Origin of the sequence: Bradyrhizobium sp. WD16 (genome assembly GCF_024181725.1) — a bacterium.
In the GTDB taxonomy this organism is placed as follows: Bacteria; Pseudomonadota; Alphaproteobacteria; order Rhizobiales; family Xanthobacteraceae; genus Bradyrhizobium_A.
The window spans coordinates 2,002,209-2,018,870 of record NZ_CP028908.1 but is presented as its reverse complement, the minus strand read 5'-3'; the positions used below and the strand labels follow the sequence as shown (position 1 = coordinate 2,018,870).

12 protein-coding genes, 1 tRNA gene and 2 pseudogenes are annotated in these 16,662 nt (G+C 67.1%); 6 read left to right on the top strand and 9 right to left on the bottom strand.

What is annotated here, in order from left to right:
- Positions 1–1,115: 1,115 nt before the first annotated feature.
- Positions 1,116–3,332, bottom strand: coding sequence for an autotransporter outer membrane beta-barrel domain-containing protein (locus tag DB459_RS09325; protein ID WP_253712580.1), 2,217 nt, complete (start codon positions 3,330–3,332; stop codon positions 1,116–1,118).
- 822 nt (positions 3,333–4,154) lie between these two features.
- Between DB459_RS09325 and DB459_RS09320 the strand changes: the two genes are divergently transcribed.
- Positions 4,155–4,535 carry a hypothetical protein gene (locus tag DB459_RS09320; protein ID WP_253712579.1) on the top strand — a complete coding sequence of 127 codons (381 nt, stop codon included), beginning with the start codon at positions 4,155–4,157 and terminating at the stop codon, positions 4,533–4,535.
- 25 nt (positions 4,536–4,560) lie between these two features.
- On the opposite strand, the pseudogene DB459_RS27545 reads toward DB459_RS09320, so the two are convergent.
- The 7 genes and pseudogenes from DB459_RS27545 to hemC all read right to left on the bottom strand — a co-directional run.
- Positions 4,561–4,791 (bottom strand): annotated as a pseudogene (locus DB459_RS27545) (hypothetical protein); the annotation flags it as partial.
- Positions 4,792–4,898: 107 nt separating this feature from the next.
- Positions 4,899–5,213, bottom strand: a pseudogene (locus DB459_RS09315) (trans-aconitate 2-methyltransferase); the annotation flags it as partial.
- A 168-nt stretch (positions 5,214–5,381) separates the two neighbouring features.
- Positions 5,382–5,457, bottom strand: a tRNA-Thr gene (locus DB459_RS09310).
- 84 nt (positions 5,458–5,541) lie between these two features.
- Positions 5,542–7,293 carry a heme biosynthesis protein HemY gene (locus tag DB459_RS09305; protein ID WP_253712578.1) on the bottom strand — a complete coding sequence of 584 codons (1,752 nt, stop codon included), beginning with the start codon at positions 7,291–7,293 and terminating at the stop codon, positions 5,542–5,544.
- A gap of 9 nt (positions 7,294–7,302) precedes the next feature.
- Positions 7,303–8,547 carry a COG4223 family protein gene (locus DB459_RS09300; protein WP_253712577.1) on the bottom strand — a complete coding sequence of 415 codons (1,245 nt, stop codon included), beginning with the start codon at positions 8,545–8,547 and terminating at the stop codon, positions 7,303–7,305.
- 234 nt (positions 8,548–8,781) lie between these two features.
- Positions 8,782–9,531 (bottom strand): uroporphyrinogen-III synthase, encoded by a 750-nt coding sequence (locus tag DB459_RS09295; RefSeq protein ID WP_253712576.1) that lies wholly within the window; start codon positions 9,529–9,531, stop codon positions 8,782–8,784.
- A gap of 2 nt (positions 9,532–9,533) precedes the next feature.
- Positions 9,534–10,481 (bottom strand): hydroxymethylbilane synthase, encoded by a 948-nt coding sequence (hemC, locus tag DB459_RS09290; protein ID WP_253712575.1) that lies wholly within the window; start codon positions 10,479–10,481, stop codon positions 9,534–9,536.
- A gap of 296 nt (positions 10,482–10,777) precedes the next feature.
- On the opposite strand from hemC, the gene tsaD reads away from it, so the two are divergent.
- Genes tsaD through DB459_RS09270 form a run of 4 tightly spaced genes read left to right on the top strand, consistent with a single transcriptional unit; the run spans position 10,778 to position 13,945 of the window.
- On the top strand, positions 10,778–11,845 hold the full coding sequence (gene tsaD, locus DB459_RS09285; RefSeq protein ID WP_253713491.1) for a tRNA (adenosine(37)-N6)-threonylcarbamoyltransferase complex transferase subunit TsaD: 1,068 nt from the start codon (positions 10,778–10,780) through the stop codon (positions 11,843–11,845).
- Position 11,846: 1 nt separating this feature from the next.
- Positions 11,847–12,845, top strand: a complete 999-nt coding sequence (locus DB459_RS09280; protein ID WP_371926900.1) for an NAD(P)H-dependent glycerol-3-phosphate dehydrogenase — start codon at positions 11,847–11,849, stop codon at positions 12,843–12,845.
- A 9-nt stretch (positions 12,846–12,854) separates the two neighbouring features.
- A complete protein-coding gene (locus tag DB459_RS09275) occupies positions 12,855–13,268 on the top strand; it encodes an EVE domain-containing protein (RefSeq protein ID WP_253712573.1) in 414 nt (137 codons plus the stop codon).
- Positions 13,265–13,945 carry a methyltransferase gene (locus DB459_RS09270; RefSeq protein ID WP_253712572.1) on the top strand — a complete coding sequence of 227 codons (681 nt, stop codon included), beginning with the start codon at positions 13,265–13,267 and terminating at the stop codon, positions 13,943–13,945. The genes DB459_RS09275 and DB459_RS09270 overlap by 4 nt, the downstream gene beginning before the upstream one ends.
- A gap of 94 nt (positions 13,946–14,039) precedes the next feature.
- Here the strand turns inward: DB459_RS09270 and DB459_RS09265 are convergent, their stop codons facing one another.
- Positions 14,040–14,291 carry a hypothetical protein gene (locus DB459_RS09265; RefSeq protein WP_253712571.1) on the bottom strand — a complete coding sequence of 84 codons (252 nt, stop codon included), beginning with the start codon at positions 14,289–14,291 and terminating at the stop codon, positions 14,040–14,042.
- A 237-nt stretch (positions 14,292–14,528) separates the two neighbouring features.
- On the opposite strand from DB459_RS09265, the gene acs reads away from it, so the two are divergent.
- Positions 14,529–16,472: an acetate--CoA ligase gene (gene acs, locus DB459_RS09260; protein WP_253712570.1), complete on the top strand. Its 1,944-nt coding sequence runs from the start codon at positions 14,529–14,531 to the stop codon at positions 16,470–16,472.
- The last annotated feature ends 190 nt before the right edge of the window (positions 16,473–16,662 follow it).

Sequence of the window (16,662 nt, the reverse complement as noted above, 5' to 3'; positions counted from 1 at the left end):
CCAGGCGATCGGCGCGATGGTCGCGGGCCGGTAATGGCGCCTGAGCACGTCTAGATCCTGTGCGGGAAAGCTCGCCGGCGTGAGCAGCAGCTCCCCGGTGCGCACCGAAATGCCGGCGAGATCGAACAGGAAGATCGCGCTTTCAGGCTGGCGGCGGTCCGGCTTCACGACTTCGTTGACCAGCCAGGTCAAGGCGAGCGCGGCAAAGGCGCAGGCGCCGAGCGCAACGGTGAGGCGCACGCCTTTGCGCGAGGCCAGCGCATATTCGCTCCAGACCCACACAGGGGCAAGCAGGATCGTCTCGGGCCGAATGAACGGCGCCAGCCCGGCGAGAAGCCCGCGGACCGATGCGGCGACCTCGCCTTTTGACGTCGAAGCCAGCGCGAACATCGCCACCAGAATGGCTGCTAGCCAGGTGTCCTTGGAGACCGCAGCCAGATAACCGAACACCGGCGGAAACAGCGCGAAGGCGGCCGCGGCGATCAGCGCCCGGAGCGGCGCAACCCCATTCGCCCGCAGGACCGCGACCACCGCATAGACCATGCAGAAGGCGACAAGGATCGTCTCCAGCGCGATCAGCTGCGGCGACGCCCCGAGCTGCCGCCACAGCCAGGGAATGATGACCGGATGCCAGTCGTGGAACGGCGCGCCCAAGCCCTCGCCATACATGTCGAGCGCATCGGCATTCATGCGCCCGGGAAGGGACGGCAGGACGATCAGGATCGATACGGCGAAACTCGCCGCAACCGGCAGCCACTGCCGGCTGGCAGGCATCGAGCAGGAACCGTGCGTCGAAGAGGGCGTCAAGGCGGCAACACTCGCAGGCCGGGTGTCACCTCTTGTAGTGCCATTATCGCGGACGGCCCAGACCTTCTGTGCGCCGCGCCGAGAGCCTCGGTCCCGCCATGCCGCGCAACGTCGCGCATCGCGCCGGCTGCGTCATCGCAGGAGATTTCAGGCGGCGGAACAGCGGCGGAGGCAGCGGCCGGTCAATCGTGAGCGCCAAGTCTTGAGAAAATGGGGCGCAAGAGGGAGCCGTACTCACGTACATAAGCTTACGAGATTTCAAGCGATAAATTTGCCCGTTCATGCCAACAAGCTCGCAAAGTCCGAAATCAGAACAATAGGCGGATGCCGCCCCGGCCGCTGATGACGGAGCTTGAGTCGGATAAAATGAGATATTCCGCCGAGCCGAACAGCGCGACCTGCCCGGTGCGGATATCCAAGCCCGCCCCGCCGAAGCCGGCCCACACATCGTTCTTGCCCAGTGTGGCGAAGGGCATTTCCTGACCGAGCAACATGGCGTCAACCGTGGTGCGGCCTGCGCGTTGCAAGCCCAGCACGCCGCCGTAGATGTTGGTCATGATTGCCTCGGTGGGCGCAAACATCTGCGTGCGCGTGAGCTTGAGCTGTCCGCGTTCCTCGAAGCCCTGCACCGCGCGAGTGCCGACGGTCACAGGCGCGCTCGTGCCGCTCTCGGTATAGCCGTCGAACGAGGCATAGAGATAACGCAGCTTCACGCTCGGTGTCAGCGTGTAGGAGGCGCCCGCCAGCCTACCGAGCCCGTAATGCAGGCCATAGCTCGCCTCCGGGCTGACGTACCAACCGTTATAGCTCGCCTTGGCGGTCTCGAGCCCGCCCAGGGCAAGGTTGTTGTTGATGTTGCGGCTGGTGTCGGTGCTGGAGTGGCCGCCCTGCACGGCGAGGCCAAGGAACGAGGCGCCCCAGGCGTAGCGTCCGAACAGCCCGCCAAAGACGAGGTCGCCCTCATTGCCGCCCATGGTGAGGTCTTCGCTGGAGCGCGTCCTGCCCGCGCCGATGAAGGCGCCGAGCCGCAGGTTGGCCTGCGCCTGCCAGTCGCCGCCGACCATGCCGCCATAAAACTGATTGACGGTGCGCAGCAGCGTATCCTCGGCCTGTTGCACGCGCTCGCCGGCGAAGCCGCGCCCCCACACGCTCGTGCCGTCGGAATATTGCACGGTCGGGTTCTTGAACACCGCTGCATCCGGGGCATAGGCCGACGAGCCGGGGATGTTGGCAAAGGCGTCAGCGATCCGTGCGTTCGCGCCGCTCTCGCCCGCAAAGGTGAGCGCCGGACCCGCTGCTCCGATGCCCATGTCGCCAAGGCGATCGCCCAGCAGCGAGGAGACGGCGCGCGTGACATCCATCAGGTTGCGGTCGGTCATCGCGAAGGGCGTGGGGTCGATCGTGGCGACCCGATTGCCCGAAACCGCGAACGGGACGTTGCTGGTGATGGTCGCGCCGGCGAGCGTATCGAAGGTAAGATTCTGATTGCCCACCCTGAAATTGACGGTGTCGCCGCCGCCGCCGAGGTTGATGGCGCCGATGATCTTCGAGCCGGGCAGCAGCGTCAGGGTGTCGGCCTTGTTGGTGAGGTTCAGCGCCGCCGTGCTGCCGGAGATTGTGCCGCAGTTGGTCACATGGGCGGTACCATAAGTGAAGATGCCGTAGCCGAGACCACCGCCTGCGCCGCCGGTTCCGGTAATGGTGCCGCAATTGAAAACGTTGGCGGTGGTGGCGAGGATGCCGTAGCCGTTGCCGCCGAAGGTGCCGCCCGCGCCGCCGGTTCCGGAGATGCTGCCCCAGTTGCTCACGTTGGCGGTGGTGGCGGAGATGCCGATGCCCCAGCCGCCGCTGCCGGAGGTGCCGGCGCCGCCGGTTCCGGTAATGGTGCCCCAGTTGCCGACGTAAGCGGAAGGGCCGGTGTCGATGCCGCGGCCGGAGCCGCCGTTTGTGCCGCCCGCACCGCCGGTTCCGGTAATGCCGCCCCAGTTGCTCGCGGTGGCAGCGCTGGCGGAAATGCCGCGGCCGTCGCCGCCCTCAAGAGGGCCGCCCGCGCCACCGGTTCCGCTAACGCTGCCCCAGTTGCTCACGGTGGCGGTGCCGGCGGAGATGCCGCGGCCGTCGTTGCCGTCAAAAGAGCCGCCCGCGCCACCGGTTCCGCTAATGCTGCCCCAGTTGCTCACGGTGGCGGTGCCATTGGCAGAGATGCCGTAGCCGTCGCCGAAAAAGCCGCCTGCGCCGCCGGTTCCGGAGATACTGCCCCAGTTGCTCACGTTAGCCGTGCCGGCGAGGATGCCGTAGCCAATTTCGTCAAAGCCGCCGGTTCCACTGACGCTGCCGGTGGACCTATTGGTGAGGGCGAGGGTGGCGGTGTCCGCAATACCAATGTTACCGCCTGAAATGGCGACCGAATTGGTGCAAGCCTGATTGGTGCCGCTCGTTATGCAGGCCTGCGCCTGCGCCTCGCCCGGAGATCCCAGCAGAGCCAGCGTCAGCGCAGCGCCCAAGCCAAGCGCCGCGCGCAGCATGCTGGTACGTTTCCGCGACCTCTGCCCGCGCGCAATCTGCAACGCCACGACCGACCCCTTTGTCACGGACCGCGACGACCCCGCACCTACCCGTTGCCCCGGAGACGCGGCGACCAGTCCAGAGACTGTGGGCCAGCGCCGAGCACCGCCCCTTCGGCACAACCGTTTTTGCTCCCGGCCCTCTATTTCGTCAATGAACAGCGGCCGCGACAGTTTCATTTCTCTCAACGAGCGCGGTGTTTCGGTGGCACGACTTTATTTCTAGCTATCGGGTCCCTTTATTTTTGCCTTATCGAGTCTTCGCGCAGGGTCGTTCACAGCCGTGCGGCCGGCTGTTCAGGATCTTTCAGGAGTTTTTTTCGGAAGACGTTTCCGCTCCACTGCCGATACATCACCGCGATACCTAAAGCTGACTGATGCCGAAGGGGTGACCAATCACCCCCCAATAGAACTACCAGCGATCTACGCGGCGCCCATGCCCATCGGAAACGACAGGACAGTTCCGCCCTGCCGCAACTGGTCGAGATAATCAGACCACTCCTGCATCATCCGAACGCGCTCCGACCAGTACTCAGTCGCATGAGTATACGAACCAAACGATCCGGCGGGCGCCATCAGTCGCGATCAAACGCGTCGGACGCTCGCACTGATGAGCACAAGCAGGACGCGGGGCATGAAACTCCCGACCAAGAGACTTAAGAACCTCACCGTTGGCTTGAAGGAGGTGGAGAAGTTCGCGCGACAGCCGAAGCTACTCCATACTGGAAAAAAGATTCTGAACTTCGGCAACATGCTCCCGCGTGAGCTTCTGACGAATTGGTTGTGTTCGCCGTTCTGGAGCACGCGAGAGGGTCGCCCGGTCGGATCACAGTCGCCGCGACGACCGATCCGAACGGCGGCGACGGAATCATCTACGACACCGTGACGGCAGACGCGTGGGTGACGGAACACATCATCGTGCCGGCGAACGACGGCGGCCCGGCGGTTGATCTTCAAGTACTGATCCTGACGCAGATTGACCACAAGCGGAAGAACGGTAAGTCTTACGCGCGCGGCAAGACGCTCGTGGTGTTCTTGAACGCGGGAGCGGGCGGCGAGTGGAAGCCAAATCTGGTCGCGCGGCCTTGCCCGATCCGCTGGAATTCGATGCGGTCCACGTCGCGTTCGAGAAATCCGAATGCTCGATCAGGAATTTTACGGTGAGGTTCTCGCGGCCAAGCGATTCAGCATTGTCGGTCAGCCGGCAAATATGAAGAACCAAATGCTCGATGAACATGTGGTTGAGATCATAGAAGAACGTATGAGCGGTGCTCTCCAAAAGCTCGCGCTGAAGGTCCGTACCCTCAAACAACGTTGTGAAGTGCACCCATTGAGATCGCAGCCACACGCACGACCCGGCGAACGCTTCCACGTCCTCTTTCGTCGCGATGATGCGAGATGCCGGTGCAGTTGCAATCATTGTCATCGGGCTACTCCAACGCCTTCTTTAGTCCCCCAACAGAGATACCGCATTGTCCCGCGTCATCTCGATTTGGACTTTTGCGGTGGTCCGCCAGTGAGCGAGACGCTGCACTTCTCCGGTCCGTCGAGCGCGAAGGTGCCAATAATGGCATGGCCGCCTGGCTTAAGGGCGCTCCGCAGCCGCTCCATGTAGACCGCCTGGTCCTCTGGCGCGGTGAGAAAATGAAAGGCGGCGCGGTCGTGCCAGATGTCGTAGCTCGCTTGCGGCAGCCAGGCGGTGACCTCGGCGGCGATCCAGTTGACAAGGGCGGCGCGCGGGCCGAGCCGCTGGCGCGCGCTGGTCAGAGCCCCCGCCGAGAGATCGAGCACGGTAAGGTTCTCGAAGCCGCGGGCCAGCAACGCATCGACAAGCCGCGAGGATCAGAACAAACAAGAGTAGCACGGTGGCGGGCTGTCGCGGCGGCGACAGTCCGGCATTTCTTGATCGGCAGCAAAGGAAGGATTCGGTGGACAGATCCGGCACGAGGCCCTCACCCATGTCTTGGGCACGGTCTGTTACCGATGAGTCCGGGCCGGACATTGGAAGAGTGGTGCCGCAAGAGGGATTCGAACCCCCGACCCCATCATTACGAATGATGTGCTCTACCAGCTGAGCTATTGCGGCGAACCTATGCGCTCTGGCGCGGCTCCTGATAAAGCCGAAGGCCCCGATTGGCAAGGAAGGAAAGGCGCCCGGCCGCAGGACGGCTCAGGCGCCCCAGCGGGCGAGGAAACCGCGCCAGCCGCCGCGCTGCTCCTGAGGCGGATACAGCGGATCGTAGCCGTCGTTCCGGCCGGCCTCATCGACCCCGGGATCGTCCGGCGGGCGCACCAGGGGGATGATCGGCGGCACCGCGGGCCTGGCCTCCGGCTTGATGTCGCCCCGCGGGCGGAACACCGGCGGGGCCGTCTCCGTGACCGGTACCGCGCCGGCGGAGGCCGCCGGCGTATCGGCGGGGGTCTGTTCGGTGCTCTCCGGCTCTGCCGCCGCCGCAGGCTCCCCGGTCGCCGGGGAAGCCTCGACCGGCTCCGGGACGGGATCGGCGGGCGCCGCTGCCGGCGCGGGTTCCGCCTCCGGCGCCGCCGCGGGCGCGAGGATTTCCGGCGGCGGCGGCGCGAGACGACCCGGGGCAGCCTCGTCCGCCGCAACGGCGTCGAGGTGCAGGGCTGCGTCGGAGGGGAGGGCGGCGACCGGGGTCTGCCACTGGAAGGCGTCGATCCGCCCGCTCACCGGCGAGACCGGCCGCCAGCGATCGGAGACATAGCCATCGGCGGTCCATGCCGGATCAAGCGCGGCGCGCACCGCGCGCAGGGTCCAGGCCCGGGCGCGGCCGGTATCGCCGTTCTCGGCGCGCTCGATCTCGGCCATCAGCATCGCGACGCGCTGGGTCGGCGCGCCGATGAACGGCGCCAGCGCCGCGCGAGCGCGGCCGAATTCGCCGGCGTCGATGGCGGCACGCGCCACCGCCAGCGCCCCCTCGATTTGACCGGGGGTCCTGGCGGCGAGCGTCTCAACCCGGGTCAGGCGCTGACGCGCCGAATCGCCGAGCCTGACATGGGCATAGGCATCGGCGAGATCGGGATGCGGCTGCGCCAGCCAGGCCGTCTCGATCACGCGCATGGCCCGGCGGATCTGATGCGCTTCGGACAGAAAGCGGGCGGCCAGCACCGCAGCAGGCACCAGCGTGGGCGCAAGCTTGACCGCCTCATAGGCGAACTCGCGGGCGCGGTCGCGATCGGCCGTCTCCGATTCAAGGGCGCGCGCCGTGAGCAGCACGCCTTTCTCGCGGTGATATTGCACCCGATCGATGCGGCCGGAGGTGAATTGCGCGGCGACGAGGGTGAGGGCGCCATCCCAGTCGCCCGATGCGCAGCGGAAGCCGAGCACCGCATGGCACGCCCAGGGCGAGGCCGGCGCGATCTTCAGCGCCTCCTCGGCGATGGCGAGCGCCGCAGCGGCGTCGTCGGCGCGCTGGGCCTCGACGAACAACCCGCGGAGGCCTAGCAGGCGGGTGTCCTCGCGCTGCGCCATGGCCTGAAAGGCGCGGCGGGCGCCGGCGCGGTCGCCGTCGAGCTGCGCCGCCTGGGCATGCAGCAGCAATGTCAACGGATCCTGATGGGCATCGCGCCGGGCGATCGCCGCATGGCGCCGCGCAGCGACCGAATCGCCGGTGCCGATGGCCAGAAGGCCATGGGTGATGGCATGGCGGGCACGGGCCTGACGACGCTCGTGATGCCAACGGCGCCAACGCGCCGGCGCGCGGAGCAGCACCGTGACGAGCGACCACACCAGCAGCGCCACGATCAGCGTTACCACCAGCGCCAGCACGAAGACAGGCACGCTCGTCTCAATGCGCCAGCCGCTCCAGTTCAGCACCACGTTGCCGCCCTGATCGGCGACCCAGGCGGCGCCGAGGGCGATGATGGCGACGGCGACGAGGAAGAGAATGAGACGGATCATGGATGAGCCTTACGGCGCGGATTTGGAAAGGGCGGAAAGCGCCTGCGCCGAGGCTTCGCGTGCGGCGGTGAGCGCGACCTCACGCGCAGCGACCTTGTCGAGCCAAGCCGGCAGCGACGGCTTGAGACGGTTGCGCTCGGCTGCGGGCAAGGCGACGATCTCGCGTCGGGCCGTATCGAGATCATTGGCGCGCGCAGCGGCGATGACCCGCGCCAGCGCAGGATTGTCCGACTGGGGAGCCGCTTCGTCGCTACGCCGGATGCTGACGAGACGCAGAGCGCTCGCTTTCAGCCGTTCGATCAGACCGCCGCTCGGCGGCGGCGCAACGGGGCTCGACGCCGTCGTAGCCGGACGGAGCAGCACCAGCAGCTCGCCGCACAACTCCGCGGCGGTGGGCACGCTGTGGGCGGCGAAGACCTCGAGCGGCGCCAGTTCATTGGCGTCGCCGCTCATCGCCTTCAGCTCTCGCAGACGGGCGACATAGGGCTCGCCATTGCGCACCGACGAATCGAGGGCGGCGGCGACGACGGCGCGTCGCAGCGCTTGATCCGCCGCGGGTCCCGATTTCAGCGTCTCCGCCGTCCGGTGCGAGGTCTCGTCCTGCGCCGTCTTGAGCTGCGTCAGTTGCACGTTCACGGTGGCAAGCGACTGCTCGAGCTGACTGACGCGGGACTCGAGCGGCGACAGGTCTGGCGTCGGTGCAGCGGGCGAGGGCACGGCGGCCGCGGGCGCGGCCTTGATATCGTTGACGGTCTGGGCGAGACGCTCGGTCTGGCCGCGCACCGCGGCGACGCCGTCGCGCAGCGGCAGCACCGCCTTTTCGAGTGCCTCGATGCGCTCGGCAAGGGCCGGATCGGTCCGCACCGAAGGCGCTTCCTCGAGCCGCGCAATGCGCGCAGCCATGGTTTCGATGGTGGCGACGGTGGAGGCACGCAGCGAATTGCCGGCGATCAGGCCGGACCACCACGCAAAAATGCCGACCAGCAGGGCTGCCCCCGCGCCGGACAATGCAGCAACGGCGATCAGGAGCGGCGACAGGCGCCGGCCGGGCACCTCCTGAGCGCCAATGACCGGCGTTTCGACAGATCCTTCGCCGGCCGCCTCGAACCCGGCCTCTGCGGTCGATTCCGGTGCCGAGGTTTCCACCCGTGACGGCTTCAGCTCGATGGTGGGCGGCGTGCGCGGACGACGGGACGGCTCTCCGGCGCCGCTCTCCGCCGCATCGCCACCACCCGGCGTATCGTCATCGGCCATTCGCTCGTGCTCCTGTTGCGTTCTGCTTGCGCATGATCCGTGACGTTCGCTGAAGCTTGCCGATCAGGCGCAGTGTAGTGCGGCGTCTCGCAATTGCCTACTCCCACTGCCGCCGCCTGTAGGCAATGGCAAGACTTGCATCCCACTTCGGCAGGTGACCCGGTTTTTCCGAAATATCATCATGCGCGGAGAGGTGCGTCGCGGAGGCTTAAGGTTCGGTTTCGGCGTGAGCTTTTAGCACGCCGGCGCCGGCAGCGCCCGCATCACCGCTTCGATCATTGCCGCCTCGTCGGCATTGCGCGCCACCACCACCCGGGCGGCACCGGCGTCACGCAGTACCTCGGCGACCGCATCGGAAAGACAACAATGCGGCAGCGCCAAGGCCGAGATCTCGACCCCTTCGATGCGCGCAGCCGTGAGAAACGCCCGGGCGCTGCGCCGAGAATAATGCATCACCGCCGCGATGCGTCCTGCGGCAAACGCATCGAGTGCCAGCTTCGGCAGATGCGCGAGCGGTGCCATGCGGTAGACCGTGCGGGTTACGACCGAGAAGCCGCGCGCCGCGAGATCGGCGCCGATGTCGCGGGTAACCTCGGCGCCGGCGAGATAGAGCAGCGGGAATGGCGGCGGCGCGCCCTTGGAATGGCGCGCCACGAGTTCGGCGAGCGCCGCCGCATTGCGCGCCGACTTCGATTTCGCGATCACCACTTTGTCAAAGCCGGCAGCCTTCGCCGCCGCGGCGGAATGCTCGCCGACCGTGAACAGCGGCAGCGCGAGCAGCCGCTGCCTGATCGGATGATCCTCGATGGCGCGTAGCGCATTGGCGCTGGTGACGATGACGCCGGCATAGTCGGCGCCGTCATCGGCAAACGCCACTGTCTCGCAGCGCATCAACGGCGCCAGGACGGCATCGATGCCTTTGTCGCGCAGGGCCGCCGCAGTCGCCTCGTGGTCAGGGGCCGGCCGCGTGACAAGGACAGCCATGGTCAAGCCCCGCCGAACAAGGTGAAAAATTTTTCCCCGGCGCGGTCGCGCAGTTCGCGCGCGGCATCGGCGCCGAGCTGGACCGCATCGCCGCGCGCACCTTCGCGCGCGGTCTCGTAAGATTCGCGACCATCGGGGGAGATAATCAGCCCGCGAAACGCGATGCGATCGCCCCTCACCTGGCAATGGCCGCCGATCGGGGTGCGGCAGGAGCCATCGAGCAGCGCAAGGAAACTGCGCTCGGCGGCGAGCGCAGTTTCGGCGTCGGCATCGCCGATCGCCGCCACCAGGGCATTGGTGCGATCGTCATCGCGGCGCGATTCGATCGCGATGGCGCCCTGGCCGACGGCGGGGAGGAATTCGTCGACCGACAGGATGCACGTCGCCTTGTCGGCCATGCCGAGACGGTTGAGCCCGGCGAGCGCCAGCAGCGTGGCATCAGCCTCGCCGGCAGCGAGCTTGCGCAGCCGCGTCTCGACATTGCCCCGGATGGACGCAACCTTGAGGTCCGGACGCAGCCTCAGCACCATGGCCTGACGGCGCAGCGAAGCGGTACCGACGATGCTGCCGGCGGGCAGGTCCTGCAGCGAGGCGGCCTTCGGGCTGATGAAGACGTCGCGGGGGTCCTCGCGCGTCAGGAAGACGGACAGCCACAATGCATCGGGCAGGAAGGTCGGCACGTCCTTGGAGGAATGGACCGCGAGATCGATGGTGCCGGCAAGCAGCGCTTCTTCGATTTCCTTGGTGAACAGTCCCTTGCCGCCCGCCTCGAGCAGGGGCCGGTCCTGAATCGCGTCGCCGGAGGTGCGGATGATGCGAATGGCGATGCGGTCCTCGTCGAGCCCATGCGCGCGCGCCAGCCGGCCGCGCACCTCGTGCGCCTGGGCGAGCGCCAGCGGGCTGCCGCGCGTTCCGATCGTGACCACGGTGTCCTGGCCGGCTGCGCTCACGACCTCTCCCTCATCAGCTGCACTGTTGTGTTCCCTACTGTCGCCGAGGCCGCGGTCATGATACAGCGCTGGCCTTGCGCCGGTTCTGGCAGAATTGCCGGGGACCTTCTATCGTTTTGATCAAACACGGTGTTTTGAGGCAACCCGGTCCCGACCGGGCCCCCGCCCGACCGTCGGACCCAGCTGGGAACGCCGCGGCCCGGCGAAGGGGAACGCCGGATCGGACGCAAAGGCAAGAGCCGAGACGGGCAAAGTTGGAACAAGGGCTGAAATTGACGACGGCGACCACGCTGACGGTGCTGGGAATCGAGACCACCTGCGACGAGACCGCCGCCGCAGTGGTGGAACGTGCGCCGGACGGAACCGGCAGGATCCTGTCCAATGTGGTGCGCTCCCAGATCGCCGAGCACGCCCCCTATGGCGGCGTGGTGCCGGAAATCGCCGCCCGCGCCCATGTCGAACTGCTCGACGGCATCATCGCGACCGCGATGAAGGATGCCGCCATGAGCTTTGACAAGCTCGACGGCATCGCCGCCGCCGCCGGCCCGGGGCTGATCGGCGGGGTCATCGTCGGCCTGACCACCGCCAAGGCGATCGCGCTGGTCCATGACACGCCGCTGATCGCGGTCAACCATCTCGAGGCCCATGCGCTGACACCGCGGCTGCTCGGCCCGCTCGACTTCCCCTATTGCCTGTTCCTCGCCTCGGGCGGTCACACCCAGATCGTCGCCGTGCTCGGTGTCGGCAATTATGTCCGGCTCGGCACCACGGTCGACGATGCGGTCGGCGAGGCTTTCGACAAGGTGGCGAAGATGCTCGGCCTGCCCTATCCTGGCGGGCCGCAGGTCGAGAGCCTGGCGGCGTCGGGGGACCCGACCCGCTTTGCGCTGCCGCGGCCGATGATGGGCCGCAAGGATGCCAACTTCTCGCTGTCCGGACTGAAGACGGCGGTTCGCAACGAGGCCGACCGCCTCGCGCCGCTCGGCGCCCAGGACACCCTCGATCTCTGCGCCAGCTTCCAGGCGGCGGTGACCGAATCGATCGCCGACCGGCTCGATGTCGGGCTCACGCTGTTCGCCGAGCGCTTCGGGAAGCCGCGGGCGCTGGTCGCGGCGGGCGGGGTCGCCGCCAATCAGGCGATCCGCGCCGCCCTGCAAGGGGTGGCATCGCGCGCGGGCACGCCGCTGATCGTGCCGCCGCCGGCGCTATGCACCGACAACGGCGCGATGATCGCATGGACCGGCGCGGAGCGGCTGGCGCTCGGCCTCGTCGACGGCCTCGATTCGGCACCGCGGGCCCGCTGGCGGCTCGACGCCGACGCGGTGGTGCCGGCGCAATTCGCCAATACCAAGGCCCAGCACTGAAATGACGGTGCCTCCATCCGCTTCCTCGTTCGCCTCCGTAGCTGTGGTCGGCGCCGGCGCCTGGGGCACGGCGCTCGCCAATGCCACCGCGCGCGCCGGCCGCGCCGTTATGCTGCTCGCCCGCGACGCGCGCCACATCGCGGCGAGCCGCCAGTCACCACGCCTGCCCGGCGTCACGCTCGATGCCGCGATCCGCATCAGCGCCGACGCCAGCGACGCAGCCGGCGCCGGGGTCGTGCTGCTGGCTGTGCCGGCACAAGCCTTGCGCACCGCGCTGCAGCCGCTCGCCGACGTCCTCGGCGACGGCACCGTGGTGGTCGCCTGCGCCAAGGGGATCGAACGCGGCAGCCATCGCTTCATGACGGAGGTGATCGCCGAGGAGGCACCGCGGACCATCCCGGCGATCCTGTCGGGGCCGAGCTTCGCCGACGACGTCGCCCGCGGCCTGCCGACCGCGGTGACGCTCGCCGCGGCGCGCGAGGAGGTGGCGGCGGCGCTGTGCCAGGCGTTGGGCTCGCCGACCTTCCGGCCCTATCACACCACCGATGTGCGCGGCGTCGAGATCGGCGGCGCCGCCAAGAATGTGCTGGCGATCGCCGCCGGCATCGTTGCCGGCCGCAGTCTCGGCGCCTCGGCGCTGGCGGCGCTGACGACCCGCGGTTTCGCCGAACTGCTGCGCTTCGGCCGCGCCTGCGGCGCCCAGATCGAAACGCTGTCGGGCCTGTCGGGGCTCGGCGATCTGATCCTGACCTGCTCGAGCCCGCAGTCGCGCAATTTCTCCTTCGGCGTGGCGCTGGGCCAGGGCGAGAGCGCCGCCACCGCGTCGCACGGCAAGCTCGCCGAGGGTGCCTTCACCGCGCAGGTACTGCTCGACATCGCCCGCGCGCGCGGCATCGACATGCCGATCACCGCCGCAGTGGCGGCGATTCTCGAGGGCCGCATCGACGTCGATGGCGCCATCCAGACCCTGCTGGCGCGGCCGTTCAAGGCGGAAGGATAGGAGTGAGAAATGGCCTATTGGCTGGTGAAATCGGAGCCGAGCGTATGGTCCTGGGACCAGCAGGCGGCCAAAGGCGCCAAGGGCGAAGCCTGGACCGGCGTGCGCAACCACACGGCCAAGCTCAACCTGATGAAGATGAAGAAGGGCGACAAGGCGTTCTACTATCATTCCAACGAGGGCAAGGAGATCGTCGGCATCGTCGAGATCATCCGCGAGCATTACGCCGATCCGACCGACGAGAGCGGCAAATTCGTCTGCGTCGACATCAAGGCGGACAGCAAGCTGCCGAAGCCTGTTCCGCTGACGGCGATCAAAGCCGACAAGGCGCTTGCCGACATGGAGCTCGTCAAGCTGTCGCGCCTATCGGTGCAATCGGTCACTGCCAGCCAGTGGAAACACGTCTGCAAGCTCGGCGGCTTGTGAACAACCTGATCACGGATCCGACCTCGTTCATCATCGCCAATACGCGGCTGCGCCCGGTTCCGCTTGTGCCGGAAATTTCGCTGCATGTCGCCGACGAGGCGGTGCCGCTATGGTCGAAGACCGAAGAAGAACTCGGCCAGGCCGGACTGCCGCCGCCGTTCTGGGCCTTCGCCTGGGCCGGCGGCCAGGCGCTCGCACGCTATGTGCTCGATCATCCGGACTGTGTCGCCGGCAGGAATGTCATCGATCTCGCCTCGGGTTCGGGCCTCGTCGCAATCGCCGCGATGAAAGCCGGCGCAAGGCGCGTGCTCGCCGCCGACGTCGACGCCTTCGCCGGCGCCGCCATCGCGCTCAACGCCGCCGCCAACAACGTGGCGGTCGCGACCACCGCCGCGGATCTGCTTGCCGGCGACGAAGCGCCGATGGCGCAAACTGTGCTGGCCGGCGACATCTTCTACGAGCACGGAACCGCCGCGCGGGCGCTGGCCTTTCTGGAGCGGATGCAGGCAGCCGGCGCCCTCGTGCTGATCGGTGATCCCGGTCGCAGCTATCTGCCCAAGGCGCGGCTAACGGAGTTCGCCCACTATCGCGTTCCGGTGACGCGAGAGCTCGAGGACTCCGAGATCAAGCACACGGTGGTGTGGGGGCTGCGTGGTGTGGAGGCGGTGGGAGATTAGGTCTGCGGCGATCCACTGATGTCCTCGTCTCCGAATAACGGCTCCATCTGCCGCACGCCCGAACGGTCATTCGCAGACATAAGGGAGCTGCGCCTCATCCCACCGCAGCGGCCACTACCTTCGCCAGCAACTGCTCGCGTCTTGCGATGGAGGTCAACAAGTTCACGCGGAGCACGGTGAGCGCCGCCGGATCGCCGATTTTCAGTCCCAGCTTGCGGGCGAGGCGATCGACCGACGGACCGCCCGGCGGCGCCGGCGTACTGCCATTGCCGCGATCTCCCGCCGCCTGCCGGGAGCACCTGCGCGAGGACGCAGGAGACGGTGACGACGGCCCGTGCAGATCCATGACGCAGCTCTCCGCCCAATGCCGCGATCGTTGAAAAACTGGAGCGGACGGACGGGTCGGATCAGGAATGCCAGGGCTTCCCCCTTTGTTCCGGCCTGGCAGGATCGGGCGGAAGGCGCCGCGGCGGCGCCGACAAAAGTCCTATTCCTTTCGACTTGAGATCGCCGTACACGGCAGCGCATAATCAATGAAACTCGCACTGCCCTCGATGGCGGCGAACAGGTGACGGGAGGACGCATGTCAGAGAAGGTTTACCCGGTTTCCCCTGAATGGGCGAAACGCGCCTATATCGACGATGCCGGCTATCGCGAGATGTACGCGCGGTCGATCAAGGATCCCGACGGGTTCTGGGGCGAGCACGGCAAGCGCATCGACTGGATCAAGCCCTATACCAAGGTCCAGAACGTCTCCTTCGCGCCCGGCAACGTATCGATCAAGTGGTACGAGGACGGCACGCTCAACGTTGCCTATAATTGTATCGATCGGCATCTGGCCAAGCGCGGCGATCAGGTCGCGATCATCTGGGAAGGCGACGATCCGACCAACGACCGCAAGATCACCTACAAGCAGCTCCATGCCGAAGTCTGCAAATTCGCCAATGTGCTGAAGGCGCACGGCGTCAGGAAGGGCGATCGAGTCACGATCTATCTGCCGATGATCCCCGAGGCGGCGTACGCCATGCTGGCCTGCGCCCGCATCGGTGCGATCCACTCGGTGGTGTTCGGCGGCTTCTCGCCGGATTCGCTCGCCGGCCGCATCAGGGACGCGAGCTCGACCGTGCTGATCACCGCCGATGAAGGCCTGCGCGGTGGCAAGAAGGTGCCGCTGAAGGCCAATGCCGACGCCGCGGCCGAGAAGGCCGGCGGCGTCGAGAGCATCGTCGTGGTGCGCCACACCGGCGGCGCCGTGCCCATGAAGGCCGGCCGCGACATCTATTATCACGACGCCGCCGCCAAGGTCGGTGCCGACTGCCCGTGCGAGGAGATAAATGCGGAAGATCCGCTGTTCATCCTCTACACCTCGGGCTCGACCGGCGCGCCCAAGGGCGTCGTCCACACCACCGGCGGCTACCTCGTCTTCGCCTCGATGACGCACCACTACGTCTTCGACTACCACGAGGGTGACATTTACTGGTGCACCGCGGACGTCGGCTGGGTCACCGGCCACAGCTACATTCTCTATGGCCCGCTCGCCAACGGCGCCACCACGCTGATGTTCGAAGGGGTGCCGAACTATCCGGACAATTCGCGGTTCTGGAACGTCATCGACAAGCACAAGGTCAACATCTTCTACACGGCGCCGACCGCGATCCGCGCCCTGATGCAATCCGGCGACGGCCCGGTGAAGAAGACCTCGCGCGCGTCGTTGCGCCTGCTCGGCTCGGTCGGCGAGCCGATCAATCCGGAAGCCTGGGAATGGTACTACCGCGTCGTCGGCGAGAGTCGCTGCCCGATCGTCGATACCTGGTGGCAGACCGAAACCGGCGGCATCCTGATCACGCCGCTGCCCGGCGCCACCGCCCTCAAGCCGGGCTCGGCAACGCAGCCGTTCTTCGGCGTCGTGCCGGAAATCGTCGACGCCGACGGCCAGGTGCTGGCGGGAGCGACCCAGGGCAATCTCTGCATCGCGCGGTCCTGGCCGGGACAGATGCGTACCGTGTTCGGCGACCACGAACGCTTCATGCAGACCTATTTCTCGGCCTATCCGAACAAGTACTTCACCGGCGACGGCTGCCGCCGCGACGAGGACGGCTATTACTGGATTACCGGGCGGGTCGATGACGTCATCAATGTCTCCGGGCACCGCATGGGCACCGCCGAGGTGGAAAGCTCGCTGGTCGCGCATGCCCTCGTCTCGGAGGCGGCGGTGGTCGGCTATCCGCACGACATCAAGGGCCAGGGCATCTATGCCTACGTCACCCTGATGACGGGCGTAGAGCCGACGGAAGACCTGCGCAAGGAGCTCGTGGCCTGGGTGCGCAAGGACATCGGTCCGATCGCCTCGCCCGACCTCATCCAATTCGCGCCCGGCCTGCCCAAGACCCGTTCCGGCAAGATCATGCGCCGCATCCTGCGCAAGATCGCCGAGGACGAGTTCGGCGCGCTCGGCGACACCTCGACCCTGGCCGATCCCACCGTGGTCGACGACCTGGTGCAGCACCGCCAGAACAAGCGGGACTGAAGGGCGCGCCCGCCGGCCCGAGAACCACCTCGGCGTTTTGGTGTGCCAGAACGTTTTCCCGCGAAGTGGATACCGGTTCGCGCGAAGAAAACGCACCAAAACAAAAACCTAGTGTCCTGTCTCCGAATTACCGCTTCGTTTGCCTCACCCTCGCACGGTCATTCGGAGACATCGGGACACTAGCAAAATC